Annotated in this window: 23 protein-coding genes and 1 tRNA gene; 9 read left to right on the top strand and 15 right to left on the bottom strand. The window is 70.0% G+C overall.

Features of this window, described 5'->3' with window-relative positions; translation table 11 throughout:
- Window positions 1-17: 17 nt before the first annotated feature.
- Complete coding sequence (locus ACWCO3_RS00120; RefSeq protein ID WP_145778133.1) at window positions 18-638, bottom strand: phosphatase PAP2 family protein; 621 nt, start codon at window positions 636-638, stop codon at window positions 18-20.
- 170 nt (window positions 639-808) lie between these two features.
- On the opposite strand from ACWCO3_RS00120, the gene ACWCO3_RS00115 reads away from it, so the two are divergent.
- On the top strand, window positions 809-3208 hold the full coding sequence (locus ACWCO3_RS00115; RefSeq protein WP_358162320.1) for a glycoside hydrolase family 65 protein: 2400 nt from the start codon (window positions 809-811) through the stop codon (window positions 3206-3208).
- A 10-nt stretch (window positions 3209-3218) separates the two neighbouring features.
- Here ACWCO3_RS00115 and ACWCO3_RS00110 read toward each other — a convergent pair whose 3' ends face one another.
- Entirely contained in the window at window positions 3219-3683 is a 465-nt protein-coding gene (locus ACWCO3_RS00110) for a hypothetical protein (RefSeq protein ID WP_145778131.1), read from the bottom strand.
- A gap of 142 nt (window positions 3684-3825) precedes the next feature.
- Between ACWCO3_RS00110 and ACWCO3_RS00105 the strand changes: the two genes are divergently transcribed.
- Both ACWCO3_RS00105 and ACWCO3_RS00100 read left to right on the top strand, forming a co-directional pair.
- Window positions 3826-4614, top strand: a complete 789-nt coding sequence (locus ACWCO3_RS00105; RefSeq protein WP_145778130.1) for an SAM-dependent methyltransferase — start codon at window positions 3826-3828, stop codon at window positions 4612-4614.
- A gap of 77 nt (window positions 4615-4691) precedes the next feature.
- Window positions 4692-5852, top strand: a complete 1161-nt coding sequence (locus ACWCO3_RS00100; protein ID WP_358162316.1) for a low temperature requirement protein A — start codon at window positions 4692-4694, stop codon at window positions 5850-5852.
- Between the two features lie 154 nt (window positions 5853-6006).
- Here ACWCO3_RS00100 and ACWCO3_RS00095 read toward each other — a convergent pair whose 3' ends face one another.
- Window positions 6007-7593 carry a hypothetical protein gene (locus ACWCO3_RS00095; RefSeq protein WP_450007642.1) on the bottom strand — a complete coding sequence of 529 codons (1587 nt, stop codon included), beginning with the start codon at window positions 7591-7593 and terminating at the stop codon, window positions 6007-6009.
- 366 nt (window positions 7594-7959) lie between these two features.
- Between ACWCO3_RS00095 and ACWCO3_RS00090 the strand changes: the two genes are divergently transcribed.
- Window positions 7960-8571 (top strand): dihydrofolate reductase family protein, encoded by a 612-nt coding sequence (locus ACWCO3_RS00090; RefSeq protein WP_145778127.1) that lies wholly within the window; start codon window positions 7960-7962, stop codon window positions 8569-8571.
- Window positions 8572-8635: 64 nt separating this feature from the next.
- Window positions 8636-9232 (top strand): GNAT family N-acetyltransferase, encoded by a 597-nt coding sequence (locus ACWCO3_RS00085; RefSeq protein ID WP_450007640.1) that lies wholly within the window; start codon window positions 8636-8638, stop codon window positions 9230-9232.
- Between the two features lie 80 nt (window positions 9233-9312).
- Here ACWCO3_RS00085 and ACWCO3_RS00080 read toward each other — a convergent pair whose 3' ends face one another.
- The 3 genes from ACWCO3_RS00080 to ACWCO3_RS00070 all read right to left on the bottom strand — a co-directional run bounded on the left by ACWCO3_RS00080 (window position 9313) and on the right by ACWCO3_RS00070 (window position 13851).
- Complete coding sequence (locus tag ACWCO3_RS00080; RefSeq protein WP_357931461.1) at window positions 9313-11274, bottom strand: ABC transporter permease; 1962 nt, start codon at window positions 11272-11274, stop codon at window positions 9313-9315.
- Window positions 11275-11345: 71 nt separating this feature from the next.
- Window positions 11346-12776, bottom strand: coding sequence for an extracellular solute-binding protein (locus ACWCO3_RS00075; RefSeq protein ID WP_358050056.1), 1431 nt, complete (start codon window positions 12774-12776; stop codon window positions 11346-11348).
- Between the two features lie 304 nt (window positions 12777-13080).
- Window positions 13081-13851, bottom strand: a complete 771-nt coding sequence (locus ACWCO3_RS00070) for an IclR family transcriptional regulator (protein ID WP_145778123.1) — start codon at window positions 13849-13851, stop codon at window positions 13081-13083.
- A gap of 182 nt (window positions 13852-14033) precedes the next feature.
- On the opposite strand from ACWCO3_RS00070, the gene ACWCO3_RS00065 reads away from it, so the two are divergent.
- Together ACWCO3_RS00065 and ACWCO3_RS00060 are read left to right on the top strand one after the other, a co-directional pair.
- On the top strand, window positions 14034-14816 hold the full coding sequence (locus ACWCO3_RS00065; RefSeq protein WP_450007636.1) for an ATP-grasp domain-containing protein: 783 nt from the start codon (window positions 14034-14036) through the stop codon (window positions 14814-14816).
- 27 nt (window positions 14817-14843) lie between these two features.
- A complete protein-coding gene (locus ACWCO3_RS00060) occupies window positions 14844-15413 on the top strand; it encodes an NADAR family protein (protein WP_450007634.1) in 570 nt (189 codons plus the stop codon).
- Window positions 15414-15521: 108 nt separating this feature from the next.
- On the opposite strand, the gene ACWCO3_RS00055 is transcribed toward ACWCO3_RS00060, so the two are convergent.
- Window positions 15522-15593 (bottom strand) — tRNA-Lys (locus ACWCO3_RS00055).
- A gap of 421 nt (window positions 15594-16014) precedes the next feature.
- Between ACWCO3_RS00055 and ACWCO3_RS00050 the strand changes: the two genes are divergently transcribed.
- Window positions 16015-17097, top strand: a complete 1083-nt coding sequence (locus ACWCO3_RS00050) for an NAD-dependent epimerase/dehydratase family protein (RefSeq protein WP_358162304.1) — start codon at window positions 16015-16017, stop codon at window positions 17095-17097.
- Between the two features lie 135 nt (window positions 17098-17232).
- Here ACWCO3_RS00050 and ACWCO3_RS00045 read toward each other — a convergent pair whose 3' ends face one another.
- From ACWCO3_RS00045 to ACWCO3_RS00010, 8 genes are all read right to left on the bottom strand, one after another.
- Window positions 17233-18417: a hypothetical protein gene (locus tag ACWCO3_RS00045; protein ID WP_450007698.1), complete on the bottom strand. Its 1185-nt coding sequence runs from the start codon at window positions 18415-18417 to the stop codon at window positions 17233-17235.
- An 82-nt stretch (window positions 18418-18499) separates the two neighbouring features.
- The gene (locus ACWCO3_RS00040; protein WP_450007632.1) at window positions 18500-19249 is read right to left on the bottom strand and encodes a ZIP family metal transporter; all 750 of its coding nucleotides are present in this window, start codon (window positions 19247-19249) and stop codon (window positions 18500-18502) included.
- Between the two features lie 54 nt (window positions 19250-19303).
- Window positions 19304-20479: a GNAT family N-acetyltransferase gene (locus ACWCO3_RS00035; RefSeq protein ID WP_244311510.1), complete on the bottom strand. Its 1176-nt coding sequence runs from the start codon at window positions 20477-20479 to the stop codon at window positions 19304-19306.
- Between the two features lie 110 nt (window positions 20480-20589).
- On the bottom strand, window positions 20590-21282 hold the full coding sequence (locus ACWCO3_RS00030) for an ABC transporter permease (RefSeq protein WP_145778109.1): 693 nt from the start codon (window positions 21280-21282) through the stop codon (window positions 20590-20592).
- Entirely contained in the window at window positions 21279-22124 is an 846-nt protein-coding gene (locus ACWCO3_RS00025; RefSeq protein ID WP_450007629.1) for an ATP-binding cassette domain-containing protein, read from the bottom strand. Before ACWCO3_RS00025 ends, ACWCO3_RS00030 begins: the two co-directional genes overlap by 4 nt.
- On the bottom strand, window positions 22121-22459 hold the full coding sequence (locus ACWCO3_RS00020; protein ID WP_145778107.1) for a PadR family transcriptional regulator: 339 nt from the start codon (window positions 22457-22459) through the stop codon (window positions 22121-22123). Before ACWCO3_RS00020 ends, ACWCO3_RS00025 begins: the two co-directional genes overlap by 4 nt.
- 101 nt (window positions 22460-22560) lie before the next feature.
- A complete protein-coding gene (locus ACWCO3_RS00015) occupies window positions 22561-23280 on the bottom strand; it encodes a PP2C family protein-serine/threonine phosphatase (RefSeq protein ID WP_358162300.1) in 720 nt (239 codons plus the stop codon).
- 92 nt (window positions 23281-23372) lie between these two features.
- Window positions 23373-23933 carry a helix-turn-helix domain-containing protein gene (locus ACWCO3_RS00010; protein ID WP_354882952.1) on the bottom strand — a complete coding sequence of 187 codons (561 nt, stop codon included), beginning with the start codon at window positions 23931-23933 and terminating at the stop codon, window positions 23373-23375.
- A 55-nt stretch (window positions 23934-23988) separates the two neighbouring features.
- Here ACWCO3_RS00010 and ACWCO3_RS00005 point away from each other — a divergent pair, with 55 nt between their 5' ends.
- Window positions 23989-24171, top strand: coding sequence for a hypothetical protein (locus tag ACWCO3_RS00005; RefSeq protein WP_450007625.1), 183 nt, complete (start codon window positions 23989-23991; stop codon window positions 24169-24171).
- Window positions 24172-24214: the final 43 nt, after the last annotated feature.

Genomic DNA, 24214 nt, shown 5'->3' with positions numbered 1-24214 from the left:
CCCCAGCGCCTGGCGGGTCAGGGGTTCGGGCGGCCGGCCAGCTTGGGGATCGGGGTTCGGGTGCGGCGACGCAGCAACTCGGTGGTGGGTCGGGCCAGCAGCGGGGTTGCCACCACGGCGACCAGAGCGCCGAACAGCACGCCCGCGATGACGTCGTGCGGGTAGTGCACCCCCACGAAGACCCGGGAGAAGGCGCCGAGCGCGGCCAGTGGCAGCGCGACCAGTCCGAGCCGCCGGGAGAGCAACAGCGTGGTGACCGCCAGCGCGCCGGCCACCGTGGCGTGGTTGCTGGGGAACGACCAGTCACCCGGGGGTGGGCAGGCACCCGCGATGATCGCCCGGCCGACCGTCCGGCAGGGGCGATCCTCGTCCACCACGGTCTTGAACCATTCGCTGCCCACGTACGCCAGGAGGGCAGGCAGCGGCGAGATCAGGGCGAGTGCCCGGTCGCGGGGGCCGCCGGAGCGGCGGCCCAGCGCGGCGATCAGCAGTAGCGCGCCGAGCAGCAGGATCACCCCCTCGGTCGCGTGCCCGACGAACCACTGCACCGGCTCTGGGCTGGCGGCAGCGGCGTCGACGACGTCGCGGTACCACTCGGCGCTGATCTCCGGAACGTCAATGCTGCCGTTGTCGGCCATGCCTCACCTCACTCCATGTTCATACCCCGTTCACCTTGGAGACACCCTAGGAACGCGGCACAGGGCATCGCCGCTGTCGAAGGTCGGGCCGCCGGCACGACCTTCGTCCAGCATTCGTACAGCCGGCTCTGCTTGGCTGGTCAGGGACGTCGGCATCCACAGGAGGCTTCGTGCACACCAGTTCGGCCACCGACCAACCGCCGCCCGCTGCCGGGACGGAGGCCGACGAAACGTGGCGGATCCGGCGTACGGCGGCCGATCTGGACCGGCTCGGCGAGACCGAGTCGATCTTCGCGCTGGGTAACGGGTGGGTCGGATGGCGCGGTGTCCTGGACGAGGGCGCGCCGTGCGGGATGCCGGGCAGCTACGTCAACGGCCTGCACGAGCGACGCGAGCTGAGCTACCCCGAGGAGGGGTATGCCTTTCCGCGGGAAAGTGACACGGTCATCAGCGCGCCGAACGCCGCGCTGATTCGGCTCTGGGTCGGCGACGAGCCGCTGGACATCCGGACCGGGACGCTGCGCAGCCACGAACGGGTGCTCGACCTGCGTACCGGCGTGCTGCGTCGGGACACCGAGTGGATCTCCCCTTCCGGGAAGGGGGTGCGGATCCGCAGCACCAGACTGGTGTCCCTGCCGCGCCGACCGGTGGCCGCGGTCCGGTACGAGGTCGAGGCGCTGGACGCCCCCGTCGAGCTGCGGGTCTGCTCGGACCTGCTGGCCAACGAGAAGGTGCCGGAGCGCTCCGACGACCCCCGAGCGGCCTCGGTGCCCACCGACCCGCTGACCGCCGAGTCGTACGACGCGAGCGGCCTCGACGGGGTGCTGGTGCACCGTACCGAGCGCAGCGGCCAGCGCGTGGCGGTCGCGGTCAGTCACCTCGTGGACGGGCCGGACACGGTCACCACCACCGGCGACTGCACCCCGGACCGGGTACGGCTGACCGTGACGGGTCGCCTGCATCCGGGGGAGCGGCTGCGGCTGACGAAGTTCGCCGCGTACGAGTGGGCGGCGGTCGACGGCGTACCCGTCGACGAGTTGGCCGCCCTGGTCTCCGCCGAGGCGGACGCGGCCCGCGCGGACGGCTTCGACGCACTCCTGACTGACCAGCGTGCCGCCCTGGACGCGGCCTGGCAGGTCGCCGACGTGCAGCTCGACGGCGATCAGGAGCTTCAGCAGGCGGTTCGGTTCGCGATGTTCCACCTGATCCAGGCCGGTCGGCCGGACTCGGACCGGACGATCTCGGCCAAGGGGTTGACCGGCAACGGCTACGACGGGCACGTCCTCTGGGACACCGAGAGCTACGTCCTGCCGGTGCTCACCTACCTGGCCCCGGCGGTGGTCCGTTCGGCGCTGACCTGGCGGCACGCGCACCTGCCGGAGGCCCGGGAGCGGGCCCGCGAGCTGCGGCTGACCGGCGCCACCTTCCCGTGGCGCACCATCGGCGGCCGGGAGTGCTCCGGCTACTGGCCGGCTGGCACGGCCGCGCTGCACGTCAACGCCGACATCGCCGATGCGGTGCTGCGCTACCTGGCGGCCACCGACGACCAGCGCTTCCTCGCCGACGCGGGGCTGGAGTTGCTGGTGGAGACGGCCCGGCTCTGGCACGGCTTCGGCCACTGGTCCGACACCGGCGACTTCCACCTGCACGGGGTGACCGGCCCGGACGAGTACGCCGCGCTGGTCGACGACAACGTCTTCACCAACCTGATGGCGAAGCGCAACCTGCGGGGCGCGGCGGACGCCGCCGAGCGTCACCCCGATCTGGCCGGCCGGTTCGGCGTGGACCACGACGAGGTGGTCGGCTGGCGGGCCGCCGCCGACGCGATGGTCGTTCCGTACGACGACAAGCGCCTGGTGCACGAGCAGGCCGCCGGTTTCACCGAGCAGCCCGAGTGGGACTTCGCGAACACCGGCGAGGACGACTACCCGCTGCTGCTGCACTTCCCGTACCTGGAGCTGTACCGCAAGCAGGTGGTGAAGCAGGCCGACCTGGTGCTCGCCATGCAGCTTTGCCCCGGTGAGTTCACCGCCGCGGAGAAGGCCCGCAACCTGACCTACTACGAGGCCCGAACGGTCCGCGACTCGTCGCTGTCGGCCGCGCCGCAGGCCGTCCTGGCCGCCGAGGTCGGACACCTGGATCTGGCGTACGACCTGTTCGCCGAGTCGGTCCTCCAGGACCTGGCGGACCTGGGCGACAAGACCGCCGACGGACTGCACCTGGCCTCGCTGGCCGGCGCGTGGTTGGCACTCGTGCAGGGCTTCGGCGGGCTGCGTGACGACCGCGGGGTGCTCTCGTTCGACCCGCGGCTGCCGCGTCGGATCGACCGGTTGGCGTTCAGCCTGCGGTGGCGCGGCCACCGGCTGCGGGTCACGCTGACTCCCACCGAGGCCCGCTACGAACTGCCCGACGCCGCCTCCGACACCGAGGTCGAGGTGTGGCACCACGGCGAGTCGATACGGATCACCGGTGCCGAGGCGGTCACCGTGCCGATGCCGCAGGTGCCCGACCCCGGGCCGGAACCAGCCTCCCCGCCCGGCCGCCGCCCCACCCGCCGCTCGGCCGACTGAGCCACCCGGCTCAGGCCGGCACGGGACCGCCGGCCATCCGCTCGCGGACGGCCTCCAGCGCCTCGAAGGCGTACGCCCAGTTGTGGCACTTGAAGCTGCGCAGGCCGTCGATCGCGGTGTGGCAGTCGGAGCAGCGCACGCCGGCGATGGCATCGGGGATCTCGGTGTTGACGTACTTGCGCTCGCCAAGGATGACCGTGGCGATCATGGCCTTGTCGTGCAGCCCGGAGAGCGCCGACGAGACGATGTCGTACCAGGTGACCCGCCGGCCGCACTTCGGGCAGTCCGGTTCGTCGCCGCTGACCCAGAGCGGCGCCCCGATGCTGCGCGCCGGCATGCCGAGCAGCTTCTCCAACCGCCGGACGTCCGCCTCCGGGGTGGTCCAGCGGTGTCGGCCGGGCAGTGACGCGGGCGAGTCGTACACGGCGCGGAACAGGTCGTGGTCGACCTGCACGGTTTCGCGCTGAGCGGTCATCGGCTTACCTCCTCGTTGAGTCGGTGCCCCCACCGTGGTCAGCGACGACCATGGGCGCTGCCGGATCAACGACACGAGGGGGCAGCGAGTCGTCGCCGCGGGTGTTAGACATCGAGATCCACCTCCGCCGAAGGGATCTCACATGACCGACCAGCCGGCGCCTGACGTCACCACCACACCCAACGTCGCCCGGATGTACGACTACTTCCTCGGGGGGAGCCACAACTTCCCGGCCGACCGGGCCGCCGCCGACCGGGTGCTGGAGATCTTCCCGGAGACCGGGGTCGCCGCACAGACCAACAGGCACTTCTTGCGCCGGGCCGTCCGGTACGCCGCCGAGCAGGGCGTCCGGCAGTTCCTGGACATCGGAGCCGGGCTGCCCACCCAGGACGCTGTGCACGAGGTGGTTCGTGCCGTGGCACCCGACGCGCGGGTGGTCTACGTCGACTACGACGAGGTGGCCGTCACGTACGCCCGGCAGTTGCTGGCAGGCGTACCCAGCACTGCGGTTCTTCAGGGCGACCTGCGACGGCCGGACGAGCTGCTGGCCCACCCGGATGTGCGGGCCACCCTCGACCTGGACCAGCCGGTGGCGGTGCTGCTTCTTGCGGTGCTGCACTTCGTGCCGGACCACGACGACCCGTGGGCGGCGGTCGCCCGGCTGCGCGACGCCACCGCGCCCGGCAGTCACCTGGTGGTGTCCCACCTGACGTTGGACGGCATCCCGCCGGCGCTGGCTGAGCGCGGCCAGGCCGTCTATCGCAACAGCAGCGCCCCACTGGTGCCCCGCACGCGCGCCGAGACGGCACGCTTCTTCGCCGGGTACGACCTGGTTGAGCCGGGCCTGGTCGCCACCCCCCGGTGGCGACCGGATGGTGAGCCGGAGACCGTGGACGCACACGGGTACGCGGGGGTCGGCGTCCGCCGCTGACCCCACTTTCGCCTCCGGCGGCCGGCTTCGGGTGGTACGACGGACGCAGGGCGTGTGTGCCACCGGGGGGAGCGCCGATGGCGAGCCGAGGTGACCGGCTGCTGCGGGGCAGCGACTCGCCACTGAGCGCCTCGTTCCTGGAGCTCTTCTTCGACCTGGCGTTCGTGCTGGCCCTCAGCCAGTTGGCCGAGCACCTGCTGCACGACCTCACCGTGGCCGGCGCGCTGCGGACCGCCCTGCTGTTGACCGGGATCTGGTGGATCTGGGTGCCCACGACCTGGTTCGCTGACTGGTACGACCCGGAGAGCCCCGCGGTGCGGTGGTTGCTGGTCGCGTCGGCGCTGGGCGCCCTGCTGGTCGGGGTGGCGATACCGCAGGCGTTGGACGGGAGGGGTCTGCTCTTCGCCGGTGCGTACGTCTCGGTGCACATCGCCCGGGGTGTGGTCACCACCTTCGCGTTACGTGGTCATCCGAGGCAGCGCCGGACGCTGCGGATCCTCTGCTGGTTCAGCGTCTCCGCCGTACCGTGGCTGGCTGGTGGGCTCCTGCCGGACTGGCGGGTGCCGCTCTGGCTGCTCGCCCTCGCCCTGGATCTCACCGGCCCTCGACTGGGCTGGCCCACGCCGCTGATGGGCCGGACCCGCCAACAGGAGTTGCACCTCGCCGGTGAGCACTTCGCCGAGCGGTACCAACAAATCATGATCATCGCGCTCGGTGAACTGGTACTGGTCGCCGGCCTCTCGTACGCCGGCACCGACCTCCACCTCCCGCAGACCGCCGCCTTCCTGCTGGTCTTCGCCACCGCTGTGTTGATCGGTCTGCTCTACGTCACACCCGCCGGCCAACGCCTCGGCCCGGCCATCGAACACGCCGACCCGTCCCGGCTCGGCGTCGTCACCGGATACGTGCACCTGGTGATGATCGCCGGGCTGGTCGTCACCGCCGTCGGCGCCGAACTGAGCATCGCCCACCCCTCGCGGACCGGTGACCTGACCGCTGTCGTCGTCATCCTGAGCGGTCCGACGCTGTTCCTCGTCGGGCGGATCCTCTTCTCGGTGGCGATCCACCGACGGCTTTCCTGGCCGCGGGTCGGGGCCCTGTTCGTGTTGGGGGCTGCGGCGGGGCTCATGCGGATGCCGCTGCTCGCGATCAGCGCGGTCGCCACCGCAGTGGTGCTCGTGGTGGTCGTCCTGGACCACGCCGGCATCATGTCCTACCGCCGACGGGCCGGCGCGTAGGTGCCGCAGGGGCCAGCATTGCAGTCTGCGGGTGGCTGCGGAACGCGCTGCCGTCACGGCCGGGCCCCGGCGCCGACCCGGACCGACACGGCCACGGCGCGCGAAACCGGGCGGCGGCCCGGCCCGACCCATCGGGCCGGGCCGGACCGGGACGTCAGTCGGGCACCACGGTCAGGACCAGCGGACCGTTCGGAATCGGGGTGCCGGCGTTGTTCGGATAGCCCCAAGCGCTGTCGTTTCCGGCCTCGTCGGTCAGCGAGAATCCGATCGTGTACTGCCCCGGCTCCATTCGGCCGGTGGACACCGCGAGATGGAAGACGCCGGTGCCGTCGTCGTGCTCACCGCCGGACATCCCGCCCTTCGGCTCCCCGTTGCTGTCGTAGATCGTCGCGCTGAACTGTTGGATCTTGGCGAACTCGTCCACCTCGACAGTGACGTCGAAGCCGAGCCCCCAGGCGTCCTCGGTCTCCTGCTGCGTCCACGTCGCCTTGGGTAGCGTCGCCGAGAGCACGACCGGCGCCTTCTCGTCCTTCACCCGGGTGACGGTGAGGCCGAGGTCGGGAGCACCGTACGCCGCGCCGTAGAGGGCGACGTTGCCCGCCCCGTCGGTCAGCCTGACCCCGTTGACCGAGCAGGAGCTCATCCAGGAGGAGTGGAGGACGATCTCTACCGAGGCTGATCCGTCGTCACCGACCACCGGGGTGTGTGACGACTGGGAGCACCACGACAATTCGACGTCGACCGAGGTCAGGCCACCAACCACGCCCTGCGGCCGGAAGGTGAGTGCCGTCGAGGCCGGACCGCGCCAGTTGTTCACCTCCGTCTTGGTCAGAGCGAAGTTCGACGCGCTGAGCACCTCGTTGCGGCTCACCTGGACCGGAGCCGCTCCTTCCGGTGACGTGTCGGTCCGGGTGTTGCCCCAACTGTCGGTCAGGTCGAGCCGGGAGACCCGCCAGGTGCCGGACGGTGAGCCGGCCGGCACGGTGACCGGGACGGAGCACGTCACCCACGTCGGGTCCCAGGCGACCTGGCCGTTGCAGGACCACTGCGACCCGTCCTGGGTGAGCTGGAAGGTGCCACTGACCCGCGTGCCGTTCGGGCCGGTGAGGGTGAGCTTTCCCTTCTTGAAGCCGGAGTTGTCGACGACGTACACCGCGTAGCGCAGCGTCACCCCGGAACCGTCGTCGTAGAAGCTGCGAGGTTGGTCGAAGTCGAAGTACAACTGCTCGGCGACCGGCCCTTCGGCGTCGACGATCTGGGCGACGGTGAGCGCGGCCGGGCCCGGGTTGCGCACCGTGCGGGCGTGCGCGACATCGTCGGCGATGGTCACCTTGGTGACCCGCCAGACCGTCTCCGCCACAGGCGCGTAGCGCGGGACCGTGAATTGGTAGGCGTAGGTGGACTCCTGGGCTGTCCCCGAACCCCCGACCTGTGCCCGGCCCCAGTCCAGGTTGTAGCTGACCGTGCGGGGTTGGCCGATCTGCTCGTTGCCGGCGAACTGCCGCAGTTCAACAGCGCCGCTGATCCCCCGGGCCTTGGTGGAGCGGTTGGTGATCGTCCAGTTGAGATTTACTGTCGCGTAGTTCTCGGTGACGTCGACCTGCGTACTGTCGAAGGCGATGGACGCGATGTCGAGCACCGGACTGGTCGCGGGTGCCGCTACCGCCGGACTGGTGATCGACAGGGCAATCGCGGCAACCGCCACGGTTGCGACGAGCGAGCGTAGGTGCCAAGGCTTCATCTGCTCTCCCCGTGAGTCAATGAATCCTGAATGGATGCGCGCCGAGAGTAGCCGTAGCCGACAAACGAATTCGCCCGCCATAGGGCCGTTTTATTAGGCTTGCGATCCGTTTGAATGTCTTATCTGCACGCGCTGGACTGTCGGGTTTTGTCGGCGCTGCTCGCCAGGGTGCCGCCCGAGCCGTACCCGGGATCCTGAATGCCGGCGAGAACGCCGAGTGGTGGAGGGCATGGACAGGCAATGGGGATCCTGACGGCTCCGAGTTCCGGGCCTGCAACAAAACGATCTTGCGAACGGGCACGTCTCCGAGCAGGCTGAGCTTGTCGGATCGAGAACAGGATCCGGCACCGGAGCAAGGAGATACTCGTGCGCAAGCTCGTCTACTACGTCGCGGTCACCCTGGACGGATTCATCGCCGGCCCCGATGGCGCCGACCCCACCGGCCCGGACGGCTTCTGGCCCATCCCGGACGACTACCTGCACCACCTCGTCGCCGAGTACCCGGAGACCCTGCCGGGCCCGGCCCGGCAGGCGATCGGCATCACCGACGCGGGCAGTCGGTTCGACACCGTCCTGGAAGGCCGTCACTCCTACGAGGTGGGGCTGAAGGCCGGTGTCACCGACGCCTACCCGCACCTGCGCCACCTGGTGTTCTCCCGCACGCTGGGTGAGAGCCCGGACCCGGCCGTCGAGGTCATGGCCGAGGACCCCATTGCCACGGTACGAGAGCTGAAGCGCCACGACGGCAAGGACATCTGGGTGATCGGCGGTGGTGCCCTGGCCGGGGCCCTCTACCCGGAGATCGACCAGTTGATCGTCAAGCTCGCTCCGCTGACGGTCGGCGCTGGTATTCCGCTGTTCGGTCGCGAGGCCGTCTTCGCGCCTCGCACCTGGCGTCTGACCGACCACACAGTTCTGGACAGCGGATCTCTCTTCCTTACCTACACCCGGGCACAGACCGGAACCGAGACCGCGTGAGCGCACCGTATTCATGGCGGCCACGCGTCCCGGCACCCGTTCCCCTCCCAGCCGCGAGGTAAAGGTGCGCCACGACTTGGGACCTGGCTCTACGCTCCCCACCATGTTCGCACCAGTGAAGATCATTTCGGGTGGTCTGGAGATCCGTGAGTTCGGCCCGCAGGACGCCACCCAGCTGGCGGCGTTCGTGGCCGCCGATGATCGGAGCGGACTGCCGCCAGGCTCGCCGCAAACCGTCGCCGACGTGGACGAGTGGCTGACCGGGTTGTCGCGCCAACGGCTGGCCGGCGACGGTGTGCGTCTGGCGATGGTGGACACGGCCGAAGGCGAGATCGTTGGCAGCATCGGGTTGCGGGACATCGACTGGAGGGCCGGACGCGGCGAAATCGGCTACGGGGTGCGGGCCAGTCGTCGCGGCAGGGGTTACGCGACCACGGCCGCCCGCGAGGTCGGCCGATGGGCGCTCACCGATTGTGGAATGCGCCGTATCCAGTTGCGCGCCCGGCTCGACAACATCGCTTCCCTGCGGGTCGCGGAGAGGGCCGGATACCAGCGGGAGGGCACCCTGCGAATGGCCGATTGGGATGGCGAGAAGGCACATGACATGGCCGTCTTCTCGATGATCGCGGCAGATGTGGAAGCGGTCCGAGTCACTGGTTGACCCGACGCTTGCCGGAGCTGTCGTGGGGACGGTCCGTTGTCGGGCCGCTGGTGCGCGATCGGCACCAGCGGCCCGTCGGCTCACCCCTTCACCGCGCCCGCGGTGAGACCTTCGGTCAGGAAGCGCTGCCCGAGGGCGTACATGACCACGACTGGGATGCTGACGAGCAGCGACGCCGCGGCGAGTTGTCCTTGTGGGACGACGTCTCCGGCGATCATCGACTGCATCCCGACGGGGAGCGTCTTGTACTCGTCCTTCGTGATGAACACGAAGGCGAACAGGAACTCGTTCCAGGCGTTGGTCAGGGTGAAGAGGGCGACCGCCAGCAGCCCTGGCTTGGCCAGTGGCAGCACCACCCGGCCGAACGCCTGGATGCGGGTGCAGCCGTCGACGAGCGCGGCCTCCTCCAGCTCGATGGGGATCGACGAGAAGTAACCGACCAGCAGCCAGGTGGCGAACGGCAGTGTGAAGGTCGGGTACGTCACCACCAGCGACCACAACGAGTCGGTGAGCCGCGCGCCGATGAGCATCTGGTACAGCGGGATGAACAGCAGCGCGCCCGGCATCACGTAGGTGAGCAGCACCGTGACGGTGAAGCCCTGCGCTCCGCGGAACCGCAGCCGGGCCAGTGCGTAGCCCGCCAGGGCGGCACAGATCAGCGCCACCGCGGTGGACGCCGCGGACACCAGCAGGGTGTTGAGATACCAGCGGCCGAACGGCTGGTTGGCGAACAGGGCACCGAACTGTTCCAGGGTCCACGGCGTCGGCCACAGGTCATCGGTGCGCATGACGACCTGGCCCTCGGACTTGAAGGCCGTGACGGCGATCCAGTACAGCGGGCCCAGCACGAAGAAGAGCAACCCGGCCAGCGCGACCCAGGACCCCAGACCCGACACCGCTGACGACGACCGTCGACCGCCCCGGGACTGCAGGGTCGAGACCACCCGGCCGACCGCCACCGCGATCAGCAGAATCACCCCGAGGACCACCGCCGCCTTCCAGAAGATCTCCGGCGACGCCCAGAAGAGCAGACCGGTGACCACTGCGGTGACGACCCACGGCAGCGCCTTCCGCACCGTCCCGGCCCACCGCCGCGCCCCGATCCGCCACGCCGCCTGGCGTTGTCGGGGCAGTCTGATGTTGGTGTCCTGGCGCAACAACCTGACCAGGACGAACACCAGCCCGCCGATGACCGGCAGCATGACGAGCGTGACCGCCGCGCCGGCGCCGTACTGCAGTTGCAGGATCGCCTTCGAGTAGGCGATGAGCACGTACGGCGCTGTCACGTCGCCCGGGCCGCCCTGCGTCAGCAGCCAGACGAGGTCGAAGTTGTTGAACGTCCAGATCGACGACAGGGTCACCGTCACGGTGAGCACGTGACGCAGCCCGGGCAGCGTCACGTTCATGAACCGCTGCACCGACGAGGCGCCGTCGATGGTCGCCGCCTCGTAGAGGTCCGCCGGGATGGCCTTCAACCCCGCGAGGAAACACACGGTGAAGAACGGCACCCCCTTCCAGACGTTGACGAGGATCACCGACGGCATGGCCAGCTCCGGGTCGGACAGCCAACCCGCCGGCCAGCTGTCGACCAGGTGTGCGCTGGCCAGCAACGGCCCGATTCCGGTTGCGGTGAGCAGCGTGTTGACGCTGCCGAAGATCGGGTCGAGCAGGGAGCGCCAGCTGAACGCCGTCACCACCGTCGGCACCACCCACGGCACCAGCAGCAGCCCGGTCAGCAGGGCCCGCCCGCGACGGCGATGATGCAGCAGCAGGGCCGCGGACAAACCCAGCACAACCTTGAAGATCTCGGCGTACGCGGTGAAGACGAACGAGTTCACCACGCCCGTGTGGAACTGGTCGTCGCCGATGAGCGCGAGGTAGTTGTCCAGGCCGACGAACACGGTGTCCTGCCCGTGCCGTTCGGTGGTGCTGGTGAGGATCGACCTGGCGATCGGCACGAGAACGAGCGCGCCGACCAGCAGGGCCATCGGTGCCAGGAACAGTGTCGCCAGCCGCCAGTCACGCCCCAGCCGCCGCTGCATCATGGTGAGAGAGCCGGGTCCCGACGGCGGGGATTTCCTCGCCGTCGGGACCCGCGCAGGACGGACCGAGCTCACTGCGGCAGCCCCTGCTGGTTGAAGATCTGCACCATCTTCGCGTGCGCGGTCGTCACGGCCTGCGCCGGCGCGGTGCCCTGCACGACCTGCTGCATCATGTCGGTGAGGACGTAGGCCGAGCCGACGGCCTGCTGGCCGGCGCTGGCCTTCTGCGGGAAGGCCAGGCCGTTCTTCGTGTTCAACGGCAGCTTCAGTTCAGTGATCTTGCGCAGCATCGGGAAGGCCGGGTCGCCGCTGGTGAAGAACGGGTCGGCGTCCCAGACCTTCTCCCAGGCGGGCATGACCAGGCCGGGAGCCTCCTTCGCGACGCCGAGCAGCGCGGGCGCGCTGACCAGGTACTGCGCCAGGAGTTTGGCAAGCCCGGGGTTCTTGGCGCCCTTGAAGACGACGAAGCCCTGCGACTGGCCGAGCAGCAGGGGGTTGTTGGTGGCCGGTCCGATGCAGTCAGAGAACACGTGGGTGTTCGCGTGCACCGGGTTCTTCTTGGTCCGGGAGTCCGCGTAGACGCTGAACTGGTTGCGGGTGTAGCCGAGGATCCCGGCGAGCCAGTTCTCGTTGTTGCTGGTGTCGGTCCAGCTCGCGATGCCCGGCGGCAGCATCCGCTTGTACTTCTCGTTGGTGTAGATGTCGCCCAGGAAGGTGACGGCCTGCACCGTCTCGGGGGAGTTGAACGTGACCTTCCGGCCGTCGTTGGAGGCGATCGACCCGCCGTACGCGTTGATCAACGCCTCGATCATGCCGTTGCCGTCACCGGATCGGTTCACCGTCATGCCCCAGCCGAACCGACGCTTGGCCGGATCGGAGATCTCCAGGCAGAGGTCCCGCAGCTCCTCCCAGCTGTAGATGTCCTTCGGAGTGATGCCCTTGTCCTGCATCCAGTCCTTGCGCAGGAAGGACCCGATCCCGATGAAGTGGTACGGGATCGCGAACCACTTGCCGTCGAAGACGCAGAAGTTCTTGGCCTCGGCGCAGGGCTCCCCGTACTTGGCCGTCAGTGCCTGGACGACGTCCGTCACGTCCTCCAGGTCACCCAGCGCCTGGAACTGCGCGACGAAGCGTGAGTCGGTCATGAACGCGAGGTCGCGAGCCACCCCGCCCTCGACCTCGGCGTGGATCTTGGCCACGACGTCACCGGCGTCGGCCTGGACCAGGCTGTTCTCGATCTTCGTCCCGGTGGTGTCGGCGAACTTCTTGATCGAGCCGTCGAGGGCCTCGTTCGCCGCCGTCGAATACAGCTTCTGCGACAGCATCCCCATCGAGGAGCCCTTCATCGACGCCGCGGCGTCGATCAGCTCCTGCGGAACCTCCGGCTGCACCTTGGGGGGCGAGTCGGACTCGCCTCCACACGCGGCCAGACCGGCTGCGCCGAGTACCCCCACCCCCATCCCCAGAAAGCCGCGTCGTGACCAGGCTGGGTTGTATCCCATGGACATTCGCCTCCCTCAAGTCCCTGCGGCACGGCACGCCGAGGGCGTAGCCCGTGCAACAGGTGTGTCTTCATGACGGCGACCACGGATGCGCGTCGCCCGCATCGGTCAGTGCGTTGTGGCGATCGGCGACCAGGCCGAGAAGGGGGCGCTGATGTTCCAGTTCGGTCGGGCCACGGGACCACCGCCGTTCGAAATTTCGAACTCAGTTCGAAATACCGCATCAAGTGGACGCGACGCTAGAACAGCTCTGAGAAGAATGTCAATGTTTCGATGATGTTTCGAACCGAAAACGGGAGGTTGGCTATCGAGGCAAGGCCCGGTAGCCCATCCGGGTGGACAACGTGGCTGCGCCCTCGCGAACCAGCTCGGTCCACTCCCGGTACGCCTGGGCTGTCCAGCGGATGATCGGCGCGGACAGACTCATCGCGGCGATGGTCGCACCGGAGTGGTCTCGGATCGCCGCGGCGACGCAGCGCATGGCCGTGTCGGACTCCCCGATGTCCACGGCGACGCTGTCCGCCCGCACACGGGCGAGATGTGCGCGTAGGCGCTCCGGGTCGGTGATGCTGGCCGGCGTCATCCCGGGCAGGGCGCCGTTGGTCAGGACGGCGTCCAGGCCGGCCGGATCGAGGTCGGACAGCAGGATCTTGCCGACCGCCGTGCAGTGGGCCGGCAGCCGCCGCCCGACCGCGGAGACCATCCGAACCGGGTGCGTGCTGTCGAACTTGACGAGGTAGATGACATCCGCGCCGTCGAGTACCGCCACGTGGACCGCCTCGTCGCACGCTGCGGCCACGTCCCGCGCGACGCACTGCGCCTCACGGACCAGATCAAGCCGGCCGGCGAACGCCGCGCCGAGTTGGAACAGCGGCATGCCGAGCCGATAACGCACCGGCTGGCCCGGTACGGAGATCAGGTACGAGCGAGCCTCAAGAGTGACGAGCAGCTCGTGGACGGTGGTGCGGGGGAGGTCGAGCCGCTCCATCACCTGGCGGGCCGACAGTTCAGGGCAGTCCACGAACAGTTCGAGGACGTCGAGTGCGCGGTTGACCGCCGGTACCACACGGGGCATGTCGATAGTCCCTTCGCAGTGCCGCCACCGCGTCAACGATCTCCACGGGCCGGCACTTGAAGAGGATAACTGCGTCGGCCCTGGGCGCCAGGCTCCGAAGCAAGCGAACGTTCGGGGCGCGGAGCACAGCTCGGGCCCTCAGCCTGCGGCGCCCGGCCACCCGGTACGACATGATTCCGTCCGTGACACTCGTCCTGCCACCGCGTCTGACCGCATCCGCTCTGACATTGCGCGACGCCGCGGAGCGGCGAGGGCTTCGCACCGTGCAGCTACCCACCTTCGACGTGCCCGCTGGTCTGCGAGCCGACCACCTGCATGCCGGCCCGACCTTCGCCGACGTCGTCGCTCCACTGCTCGGAATCGCCCCGCTGGAGGCTCCCCACGACTGGCTGGCCCGACTGCCCCGGGAGCTCACACGCCGAGAGATCACCCTGGTCACGCTCGGGGAAGCCTACGAACTCCGTCGACCGGCATTCGTCAAGTCGCCGAACGACAAGAACATCAAGGCCATGATCTACACAGACGGGTCCCGCCTGCCCGGCCCCGACGCCATCGACCGGCGGACACCCGTACTCGTCAGCGACATCGTCGATTTCACCGCCGAGTACCGGCTGCACCTGCTCGACGGCGCGGTTCAGGTCGGCAGCCAGTACGCCGAGCGGGGAAGGCTGCTTCTCGGACCTCCGTCCGCCGATGCACTCGCCTTCGGAGCAGACCTGCTGGCCAGTGTCGGTCACACACTGCCCACCGCCATCGTGGTGGACGTGGGGGTCATCGACGGTCGCTGGGCCGTGATCGAGTCGAACGCAGCCTGGGCCAGCGGAGCCTACGTAGCGGACCCCGACCTGGCGCTCGATGTCGTCCTGCGCGCAGCCGGACCGGTGGACCGCCTCAGCAGCCACGATCGCCGATTCGTCAGGCCGTCGCACTCCCGTCTCGGCAGTCGCGAACCCACTGGTGCCTGAGCGCACGCGTCTGGCACCCTGCTGGACGTGCCCGAGACGGATTCCCTGCCGTACGACCTGCCCGCACTGCAGGCGTTGGTTGCCGATGGTGGGCGTCCCAAGTACCTGTTCTTCTGGGGCCACCAGCCCCAACCCGACGGCAGCATCGGCTCGGGGTGCCTGAGCCAGTGGTGGCCGGCCCCGTTCACTGTGGACGGCGTCCGCTACCCGACGGCCGAGCACTACATGATGGTCGGCAAGGCTCGTCTGTTCGGTGACGAAGCGATCGCCTCCCGGATGGTGACGGCGTCGCACCCGAACGCGGTCAAGGCCCTGGGCCGGCAGGTACGCGACTTCGATCAGGCCATCTGGGATGCACACCGCTTCGACCTGGTCGTCGCCGGCAACGTGGCGAAGTTCAGCCAGCATCCCGACCTCGGGCTGTACCTGTCCCGCACGGCCAACCGGGTACTTGTCGAAGCCAGCCCTCTGGATCGCGTCTGGGGCATCGGACTGGCGGCCACGGATCCGCGTGCCGAGGACCCTGCTCGGTGGCGCGGCCCGAACCTTCTCGGATTCGCGCTGATGCGCGCCCGCGCGCACCTCGACGCTCGCTGACCTCGGGTGCGGCGGAGGCCCTGGGCGTTAGCCCGAGCATTCGCTGCTACGTCCGCCAAGATCGCGACTTTAGCGATCCTCGGACGGTGCCGCTGACCTGCGGAAGAGTGGGCCGCCAGGGACTCGAACCCTGAACCTATGGATTAAAAGTCCACAGCTCTGCCATTGAGCTAGCGGCCCGCGCGCTCAGGTTACCTGACAGGGCGCGATGCCGGCTCTCGGCTTCCGGCCGGGCGTCGATGCCTGTCGCCAGGCGATCCTGATCATCACGAGGTCGGCGATCTGGCGGTGTCCGGGGCGGTGGAAACCGCCAGGTCGGGGATGTGGAGTGGATCAAGTACCGGCGAGTCCGGTCAGGGTGCGTTGCCTGGCCGCGACCACCCGCCGACGGGGGACGGAGAAGTACGGCGGGTCCGGCACTCCTCTCGGCCCTGATTTACTCGGGTTTCCGGAAGTCGGGCTGTCATGCCCACCCGGATACCGCGACTTTCAGAGAGGCGAGTGGATCAAGCCGCCGGGCGCACGGACCGCGCCGGCGGACAGGTCGGGCCGCGCGGGCGCCGGGTGGTTGAGCTGCTGCTGGACGGGTACGGGGTCGGGCATGCGGATCGTGGTGGTGGGGGCCAGCGGCAATGTCGGTACGGCGTTGCTGCGGCGGCTGCGCCGGGAGCGGGGCGTGGAGTTGGCCGGGGTGGTCCGGCGGTTGCCCGGCCCGGATGCCGGCGAGCCGTACGACCAGGTGGAGTGGCACTCCTGCGACATCGGCGCGCCGGGCGCGGTGGGGCAGCTGGCCGAGGTGTTCGCGGGAGCGGACGCTGTGGTGCACCTGGCCTGGCAGATCCAGCCCAGTCATGACCAGCGGGTGCTGCGGCGGACCAACGTCGACGGCAGCCGGGCGGTGATCGACGCGGTGGTCCGGGCCGGGGTGCCGGCCCTGGTGTACGCCTCGTCGGTCGGCACCTACGCGCCCGGCCCGAAGGACCACCCGATCAGCGAGCGGTGGCCGGCCACAGGTGTGCCCGGCTCGTCGTACAGCGAGCACAAGGCGGAGGTGGAGGCACTGCTGGACGAGGTCGAGCGGGAGCACCCGACGCTACGGGTGGTGCGGATGCGACCCGGGTTGATCTTCCAGCGGGCCGCCGGTGTGGAGATTACCCGCTACTTCCTCGGCCCGCTGGCGCCGGTACGGCTGCTGCGCTTCGGTCGGATTCCGTTGGTGCCGACGAACCGGCGGTTGCGGATGCAGGCGGTACACGCCGACGACGTCGCTGATGCGTACACCCGGGCGGTGTTGGGTGATGCGCGCGGCGCTTTCAACGTCGCCGCGGACCCGGTGTTGACGCCGGAGCTGGTGGCCCGGCACTTCCACGGTTGGACGGTGCCGGTCGCCGCGCCGGTGCTGCGGGTGGCGGCGGCGCTGAGCTGGCGGGCGCGGCTGCAACCGGTCGACGCGGGCTGGGTGGAGCTGGGTCTGAACGCCCCGCTGATGTCCAGCGAGCGCGCGGAGACCGAGCTGGGCTGGCGGCCCAAGGTCAGTGCTCTGGCGGCCCTCAAGGAACTCTTCGCCGGCATGGCCGACGGCGACCACACGGCAAGCCCACCGATGTCCGGCGCACGGGATCTGCCCGGCCGCCCGGCCGCCCTCCTCCACGCCCGCCCACCAGGCCAGGGCAACCCCTACTGACCCTCACCCCGCGGGCTCGTTGATCAAGAGCTTTCGGTCAGAAATCGCCGCCCCGGTGACCGAAACCTCTTGATCACCGGCGCAGGCGGGCGGCGCGGGCACACGGCGCGGCACGGGGCACGGACGGCGCGGGGGTTAGGAGAGCTTGGAGCCGGTGACTGTGGGGTTGCGGGCGCCCAGGAAGAAGATGCCGGGGAAGCCTCGGGTCTCGAACTTGCCACTGGGGTTGCGGCGCAGGGTCGAGCCTTCGATCCGCATCGTGCCGGTGCGGTTGTTGCTCACGAAGAAGATCGCTCCGCCGCCCTCGTTGGCCTTGTTGTTCTCGATGATCGTGCCGGCGATCCGTACGGTGAACTCGTTGCCGTCGCAGTAGATCGCGCCGCCGCTGCCGCCGCCCGGCGTGCCGGACTTGGCCGGGTTGGCCCCGTTGCCGATCGCCTCGTTGTTCTTGAGCAGGCTGTTCAGCACCACCCACGACACGCCGATGCTGCTCAGCGCCCCTCCGTTCGAGCAGGAACCGCCGTCGAAGGTGCTGCCCACCACGTACACCGGCTTGTTCTCGTGCTGGCTCAGCACCCGGATGGCCGCGCCTCCGAGGTCGGGGCCGGTGCGGTCGCAGCGGTTGCGGACGAAACGTGAGTTGACCACCTTGAACCGACCGCCACGTACGAAGATCGCCCCACCGCCGCCGCCCTCGGCCTTCTCGCCGGTGGAGTTGCCGTCGGCGAACGTCAGGTTCTGCACGGTGAGCTGCGGGTGATCCTGGTTCTGGCAGTGCGAGGTGGTGAAACCCTGCGCCTCGTCGCAGGTGTTCATGTAGAGGATGCGGCGCTGGCCCTGGCCGCTCAGCGTGACAGTGCCTCCGCCGTCCAGCACGACCTTCGGCCCGTTGGCGTTGCGCACCTTCGCGGTGGCGGCCATCTTGATCGTCACCGGTGCCGGACCACAGTTGAACGTGATGACACCGCCCGCCGCGACGGCCTTCACGACCGCCGCGGAGGTGCAGCTGGCCGGGGTGCCGGTGCCGATGGTCCGGGTCGGCTTCGAGGTGTCCACCGCCCGCCCCTCGGCCGGCACGCTGGCCTTGCCGTTCGGGTTTCCGGCCGCGAGGACCTTCTCGGCGGGCTTGGGGCTGGCGCTGGCGCCCGGGCCGCCGAGGCCGTCACGGGCCTCCGGCGAGGCACTCTGGTCGCCGGTCGCCACTGCCGTCGGCGCGGCGGACGAGCCGGACTGGAAGGCGGGCGCCGGGTCGTCGGCCGCGCAGGCGGGCAGGGTCGCGGTGGCGACACCGAGGACGAGCAGGGCGGCAAGCGACGTCATGCGCACCCCGTGATGCTAGGAGCCGTGCCGGTGTCACGACGAATCCGCCGTGCCGGTTTAATGCGCCGCTAAGACGGCATCATCAGGCGTGGGACAGGGCGAACGCGGTCAGGAAACCGGCGACCGTGATCAGGCCGACCAGCAGGTGGGCCTCCTCGAACGCCTCGGGAACCATGGTGTCGGTGATCATCGCGAGGATCGCGCCGGCGGCCAGGGCCGTGATCCCGGCCAGCACCTCCGGCGGAGCACCGCCCAGCAGCGTGTTGCCGAGCAGCGCCGCGATTCCGCTGATCAGGGCGATCCCGGTCCAGAGCAGGAAGACGTACCGCCGGGTTCGGCCGGCCTGGCGCATGCCGGCCGCGCTGGACAGCCCTTCCGGGACGTTGCTGAGGAAGACCGCCGCCACCGTGACCAGGCTGACCGCGCCGCCGCTGAGCAGGCTCGCACCGATCACCACCGATTCCGGTACGCCGTCGAGCAGAGCGCCCACGGCGATCGCCGACCCGGAGCCGGGCTTCTCGTTCTCGGAGGGCTGCTGGTCACCGGACCGCTTCCGGTGCCGTGCGCCGTGCCGAGCGAGCGCCAGGTTGGCCGCCGTGTAGACGACCGCGCCGGCGGCCGCGCCGAGCGCGGTGGGCAGCAGCCCACCCTGCGCGTGGGCCTCGGCGATCAACTCGAACGACACGGCGGAGAGCAGCACCCCCGCACCGAACGCCATGATCGACGCGATGAGGCGCTGCGGCACCCGCGCGAACCAGCCGATCGCCGCTCCAACCAGCAGAGCCGATCCGGCCAGCAGCCCCCACCCACCCGCCTGTAACCACTCCGGCATTCGCGGGGAACTACCCACGGCCGCCGGGCCGACAAACCCGGTCGTGAGGAAGACTCAGAAGTCGGCGAAGAGGTACGGCACCCGGCGGGGGAAGATGCCGCGCAGCTCGGCGGCGGCGTCCGCCGGCACCTCACCAAGGCCCCGCAACGGCAGCTCGGCCGGGTCCAGCACCCCGTACGCGAGGGCGGAGAGCCCGGCCGCGGTGAGGGTGGCGGTCGGCGTACGGCCGGTGGTGTCGTCGACCAGTTCCAACGCTCCGGTGGTGCCGTCCAGCAGGTGGGTGCCGGCCAGCCAACGGTCCCCGGTCAGCTCGACCCGTATCCGACCGGGCCCGGCGGGCAGCCCGCGCAACGCGTCCATCGACAACAGGCGGGCCATCGGGGCCGACGAAACCGGCACGGCCGTGCGCGCCTCGACGTGGACGTCCAGATCGGTCAGCCACAGATCCGGCAACTCGTCGGGCGGGACCTGGACGGTGATCCGCTCGATCTGGTCGACGTGCCGGGCGAAGAACTGCAACAGCAACATCCGGGCGAGCGGGTCGACGCACAGCATCTCGTTGCCGTGCAGCGTGCCGCCGTGCCCGTCGACCCGGTACGTCACCGCGCCGGTGACCTCCCCGCCCACCCGGGCGGTGACCAGCCAGTACTCGTCCCGGTCGCGCATCCCGACCGCCCGGTAGTCCGGGAAGATCGAGAAGCCGTGCCGTTCCTGGAGGTTGCGCTCGGTGAACGCCCGCCACACCGGATAGCCGGCCGCGATGCGCTCCCAGCTCACCTCGCCGGGCAGGTCCACACGGAGCAGCGAGCCCAGGTTGGCCGGGGCGAAGGTGACCCGGCGCGGCTTGGGCAGCCCGATGTAGCCGAAGCGGGCGTAGAAGCTGGGCCGGAACGGATAGAGCGCGCTGAGCGTGTGCCCCTCGTCGCGTACCTCGTCGAGGAGTTGGTGCAGCAACGTCCGGACGTGCCCCTGCCGGCGGGCCAGCGGATGGGTAGCCACCCCGGCGACGCCGGCCATCGGCAACACCGCACCGCGCAGGTTCTGCCGCATCGGAATGGCCGAGACGGCGGCCAGCGTGGCACCGCCCTCCTCGGCGATCAACGTCCGGTTGCCCTCCTGGTAGGGCAGGTAGTCGCGGAACTCGTCGATCCGTGCCGCACCGAGCGGCGAGGACTCGAAGGCGTACGCGGCCAGGGGGAAGCTGGTGGTGAGACGGTCGTCGGCGGTCACCCGGCGGATGGTCATTCGCCCATCTCAGCCTGCCGTGCAGGTGACAGCAACCGGATTGGCCCGATCCACGGCGTCGACAGGCGCGGTGCCCGGCGTCGACAGCGTGCCGGTCAGCCGACCGGCAGATGCCGCAGGTGCCGGCGGCGGCGCAGACGGATGCTGGCCACGGCCGCCACGCCGACGACCAACAGGGCGGTGACGACGAGCCCGTGCAGCACCCCACGGGAGAGGTAGCCCTGGTCGGTGTGGTCGACCGCCCAGGTGGCGATCTCCCGGGTCGACCAGAACGGTGTCAGCTTCGCCCCGGACCCGGCGGGGTCGATCAACATCTGCACCGTGACCACGGTGAGCAGCAGCAGGGTGCCCTCCATCTCCCGGGGCAGCAACGTGCCGATCAGCATCCCGAACGGCGCCGCCACCGCGACGGAACAGAGCAGCGCGGCGGCCAGGCCGCCGTACCGCAGCTCCGCGCCGTCGATCATCGGCAGCAGGAAGAACGGCACGGAGATGATCAGCCCCACCGTCCACAGACCGAGCACCCGACCGAGGTAGAGGTGATGTGGGCGGTAGCCGGCCAGCCGCAGCCTCGGCTCCAACTCACGAGCCGCGGTCGTGGCGAACAGCGCGGCCGTGCTCACCGCCCAGCCCACGCCGAGGAGCAGCGACCGGACCGACTGCCCGAGGTAGGCGTCCCGCCGGATCAGGTAGAAGGTCAACGGCATCAACAACAACAGCAGGAGTACGCCCCGACGCCGCAGCAACTCCCGCACCGTCATCTCGGCGACGGTGACGAGCCGGTTCACTGGTGACCTCCCTGGATGCCGGGCGCGTGCCACTCGGCCTCTCGGGCCGGGGTCAGGTCGAGCACGATGTCCACCCGGTCGAGTTGGTTGAGCAGGTGGGTCACCACGACGATCGCCGTGCCGGCGTCGCGCAACCTGCTGAGCTGGTCCCAGAAGTTGACGTAGGTGCCCTGGTCGAAGCCCTGGTACGGCTCGTCGAGCAGCAGGACGTCGGGGGTGCTGAGCGTGGACATGGTCAGGTTGAGCTTCTGCCGGGTGCCGCCGGACAGGTGGCGGGCCTGCACGTCCCCGCCCGCCTCCCACCCGAGCTGACGTGCCGCCGCCCGACCGGCCCGGCGGGCCGGACCCCGAGCCACGCCCTGGCCGGCTCCGACCAGCACGAAGTGCTCGTCGGCGAGCAGGAAGTCGGCGGTGCCGCCGGACTGCGGGCAGTAGCCGAGTCGCCCCGAAACTGTCACCTCACCGGCGTCCGGGGACATCAGTCCGGCGCAGATCCGCAGGAAGGTGCTCTTGCCGCAGCCGTTCGCGCCGACGACGGCGGCGATCTGTCCCGCCCGGACGGTCAGCGCGGCGTCCCGCAGGACCGTTCGTCGCCCGTACCGCTTGGTGATGCCCGCCGCGTGCAGCCGGACCGGTCCGGGGCGTGGTCCGGGGGCGGTGCCGATGCTCTCCACGACCGCGCCCGCGTACTGCTGGGGTGGACCGAAGACGACCCAGGGATCACCGCCCCCGTCACGTAGGTGTGTGGCGGCCTCAGCGACCACGTGTCGGGCGGCGTCCGGCGCCACCCGGCGCTGGTGCAACTCGGCTGTGAGCGTCCGCAGCCAATCGTCGGCGTTCACCGGGTGACCCCCTTCGTGACGATGTCGTTCACCGGCTGGACGAAGGCGAGCCAGGCGCTGCCGCCCGCGCGGAGCGCCGCGTACCCGTCGTCGGTGAGCCGGTAGTACTTGCGGGCCGGCCCGGCGCTGCCCTCCCGCCACTGCGCGGTGACCAGGCCGGTCTTCTGCAGGCGCAGCAGCACGGGGTAGAGCGTGCCGCCCTGGATGGGCCCCACACCTGAGGCGTCGAGGGCCTGGGCGAGCTGGTAGCCGTAGGACTCGCGGTCGGCCAGCAGGGCCAGCACGCAGATGTCGAGCACCCCACGCAGCCACTGCCCGCGCCGGTCGGAATCCACGCGTCGGACAGTAGCGGTGCAAGCTAGATGGCACAACTACCTACTTGGGCGGCCGGACCCGATCCGGTGGGTTCCATGAATCGCGGAGTGCGTCCTACTGGTCAGCGGGCGACGACGTCGGAGACCACGACTGTCACGTTGTCCGGAGCGCCGGCGTGGTGGGCCAGCTTCACCAACTGCTCACCGCACTGCTGGCGGTCGGCGTACATGCCCAGCGCCGCCGCGATGGCGTCGTCCTCGACGTAGTCGGAGAGCCCGTCGCTGCACAGCAGCAGCCGGTCACCGGACACCACGGTGAGCACCCCGATCGCCGGAGGGGTGTCGGCACCCTGCACGGCCCGGGTCACCAGCGACCGCTGCGGATGGTGACGGGCCTGGTCGGGGGAGAGCGTGCCCTGGTCGACGAGCGCCTGCACGAACGTGTCGTCCCGGGTGAGCTGGGTCAGCTCCCCGTCGCGCAGCAGGTAGCACCGGGAGTCGCCGACCTGGGCCAGCACCAGCGTCTCCCCGGCCAACAGCGCCGCGGTGAGCGTCGTGCCCATCCCCTCCCGGGTCGGATCGACGGTGATGGCGGCGTGGATGCGCTGGTTGGCGGTGCTGACCACGGCGCGCAGGGCGTCGGCGGCGCCGTCGGGGTCGGTGGGCGGGGCCAGCTCGTCCAGGATCCGGATCACGATCTCGCTCGCCACCTCGCCCGCGGGCAGCCCACCCATGCCGTCGGCGACGGCGATCAGGCGGTCACCGGCGAGGGCGGAGTCCTCGTTGTTGGTGCGAACCAAGCCGATGTCGTTGAGGATGGCCGAGCGGAGGATCAGCGTCATGGGGTCAAGCTTGCCAAGAAGACCCTGCCTTCGTCTCTACGCACTACTGCGTGGGGCGAAAATGATTGAGATATAGGCCGTCGGAACCGGTCTCAGCGGCGCGGGTAGCGCAGCAGCAGGCTGGCGGCGACCTCCTCGTCACCCACCGCCGCGTACGTGTGCGGCACGTCGGACACCCAGCGGAGGTGGCCGCCGGCCGCGGCGGTCAGCGGTGCGTCGGCCGGCCCGGCGCGCAGCACTCCGGCGAAGACGGTGATGTGCTCGGTCACTCCTGGTTGGTGGGCGGGAGAGGTCTGCACGACGCCCGGCGCGACGCGCATCCGGTACAGCTCGTAGGTCGCGTCGGTGTCGGTGAACACCTCCAGCAGGGTGGCGGTGACGGCGGTGCCGTGCACGATCGGCTCGGCCGCCGGTTCGGCCAGCAGGGCGGTGAACGGCACGCCGAGCTGCGCGGTGACGGCCCAGAGCGTCTCCAGGGTGGGGTTGCGGGTGCCGTGTTCCAGGCCCGAGAGGGTGGCCTTTCCGACGCCGGCGAGCCGGGCGAGTGTGGACAGCGAGATGCCCCGCTCCTCGCGTAGGGCGCGGACCCGGCGGCCGACGACGACGGGATCCACGTCGAGGCCCGGGCGGCGGGCTGGTGGTGGCTGCGGCACCCGACTATGGTGCTACACGCTGTCGTTCCGTAAACGGAACAGTCGGGGGAGTCGGATGGCCGGACGTGTGCAACCACTGCTGGCGGGTGTGGTGACCGCGCTGGTCGGCTTCGCCAGCTCGTTCACCGTCGTGCTGGCCGGACTCCGCGCGGCCGGCGCGTCGGACGCGCAGGCCGCCTCCGGGTTGCTCATGGTCATCGGGGAATGTGGCTTCTGGTCGAGTGGAGTGAATGACTAAGCTCCCCGCCATGGCGACGCCGATGACGATCTCAATGGGTGGT

Source organism: Micromonospora sp. NPDC002411 (assembly GCF_053592955.1).
This window is presented reverse-complemented; position numbering and strand designations above follow the sequence as displayed.

Coding starts and splice junctions, on each gene's coding strand:
- ACWCO3_RS00120 (WP_145778133.1), bottom strand. CDS start 638: ATGGCCGACAACGGCAGCATTGACGTTCCGGAGATCAGCGCCGAGTGG.
- ACWCO3_RS00110 (WP_145778131.1), bottom strand. CDS start 3,683: ATGACCGCTCAGCGCGAAACCGTGCAGGTCGACCACGACCTGTTCCGC.
- ACWCO3_RS00105 (WP_145778130.1), top strand. CDS start 3,826: ATGACCGACCAGCCGGCGCCTGACGTCACCACCACACCCAACGTCGCC.
- ACWCO3_RS00100 (WP_358162316.1), top strand. CDS start 4,692: ATGGCGAGCCGAGGTGACCGGCTGCTGCGGGGCAGCGACTCGCCACTG.
- ACWCO3_RS00095 (WP_450007642.1), bottom strand. CDS start 7,593: ATGAAGCCTTGGCACCTACGCTCGCTCGTCGCAACCGTGGCGGTTGCC.
- ACWCO3_RS00080 (WP_357931461.1), bottom strand. CDS start 11,274: ATGCAGCGGCGGCTGGGGCGTGACTGGCGGCTGGCGACACTGTTCCTG.
- ACWCO3_RS00075 (WP_358050056.1), bottom strand. CDS start 12,776: ATGGGATACAACCCAGCCTGGTCACGACGCGGCTTTCTGGGGATGGGG.
- ACWCO3_RS00070 (WP_145778123.1), bottom strand. CDS start 13,851: ATGCCCCGTGTGGTACCGGCGGTCAACCGCGCACTCGACGTCCTCGAA.
- ACWCO3_RS00050 (WP_358162304.1), top strand. CDS start 16,015: ATGCGGATCGTGGTGGTGGGGGCCAGCGGCAATGTCGGTACGGCGTTG.
- ACWCO3_RS00045 (WP_450007698.1), bottom strand. CDS start 18,417: ATGACGTCGCTTGCCGCCCTGCTCGTCCTCGGTGTCGCCACCGCGACC.
- ACWCO3_RS00040 (WP_450007632.1), bottom strand. CDS start 19,249: ATGCCGGAGTGGTTACAGGCGGGTGGGTGGGGGCTGCTGGCCGGATCG.
- ACWCO3_RS00015 (WP_358162300.1), bottom strand. CDS start 23,280: ATGACGCTGATCCTCCGCTCGGCCATCCTCAACGACATCGGCTTGGTT.
- ACWCO3_RS00005 (WP_450007625.1), top strand. CDS start 23,989: ATGGCCGGACGTGTGCAACCACTGCTGGCGGGTGTGGTGACCGCGCTG.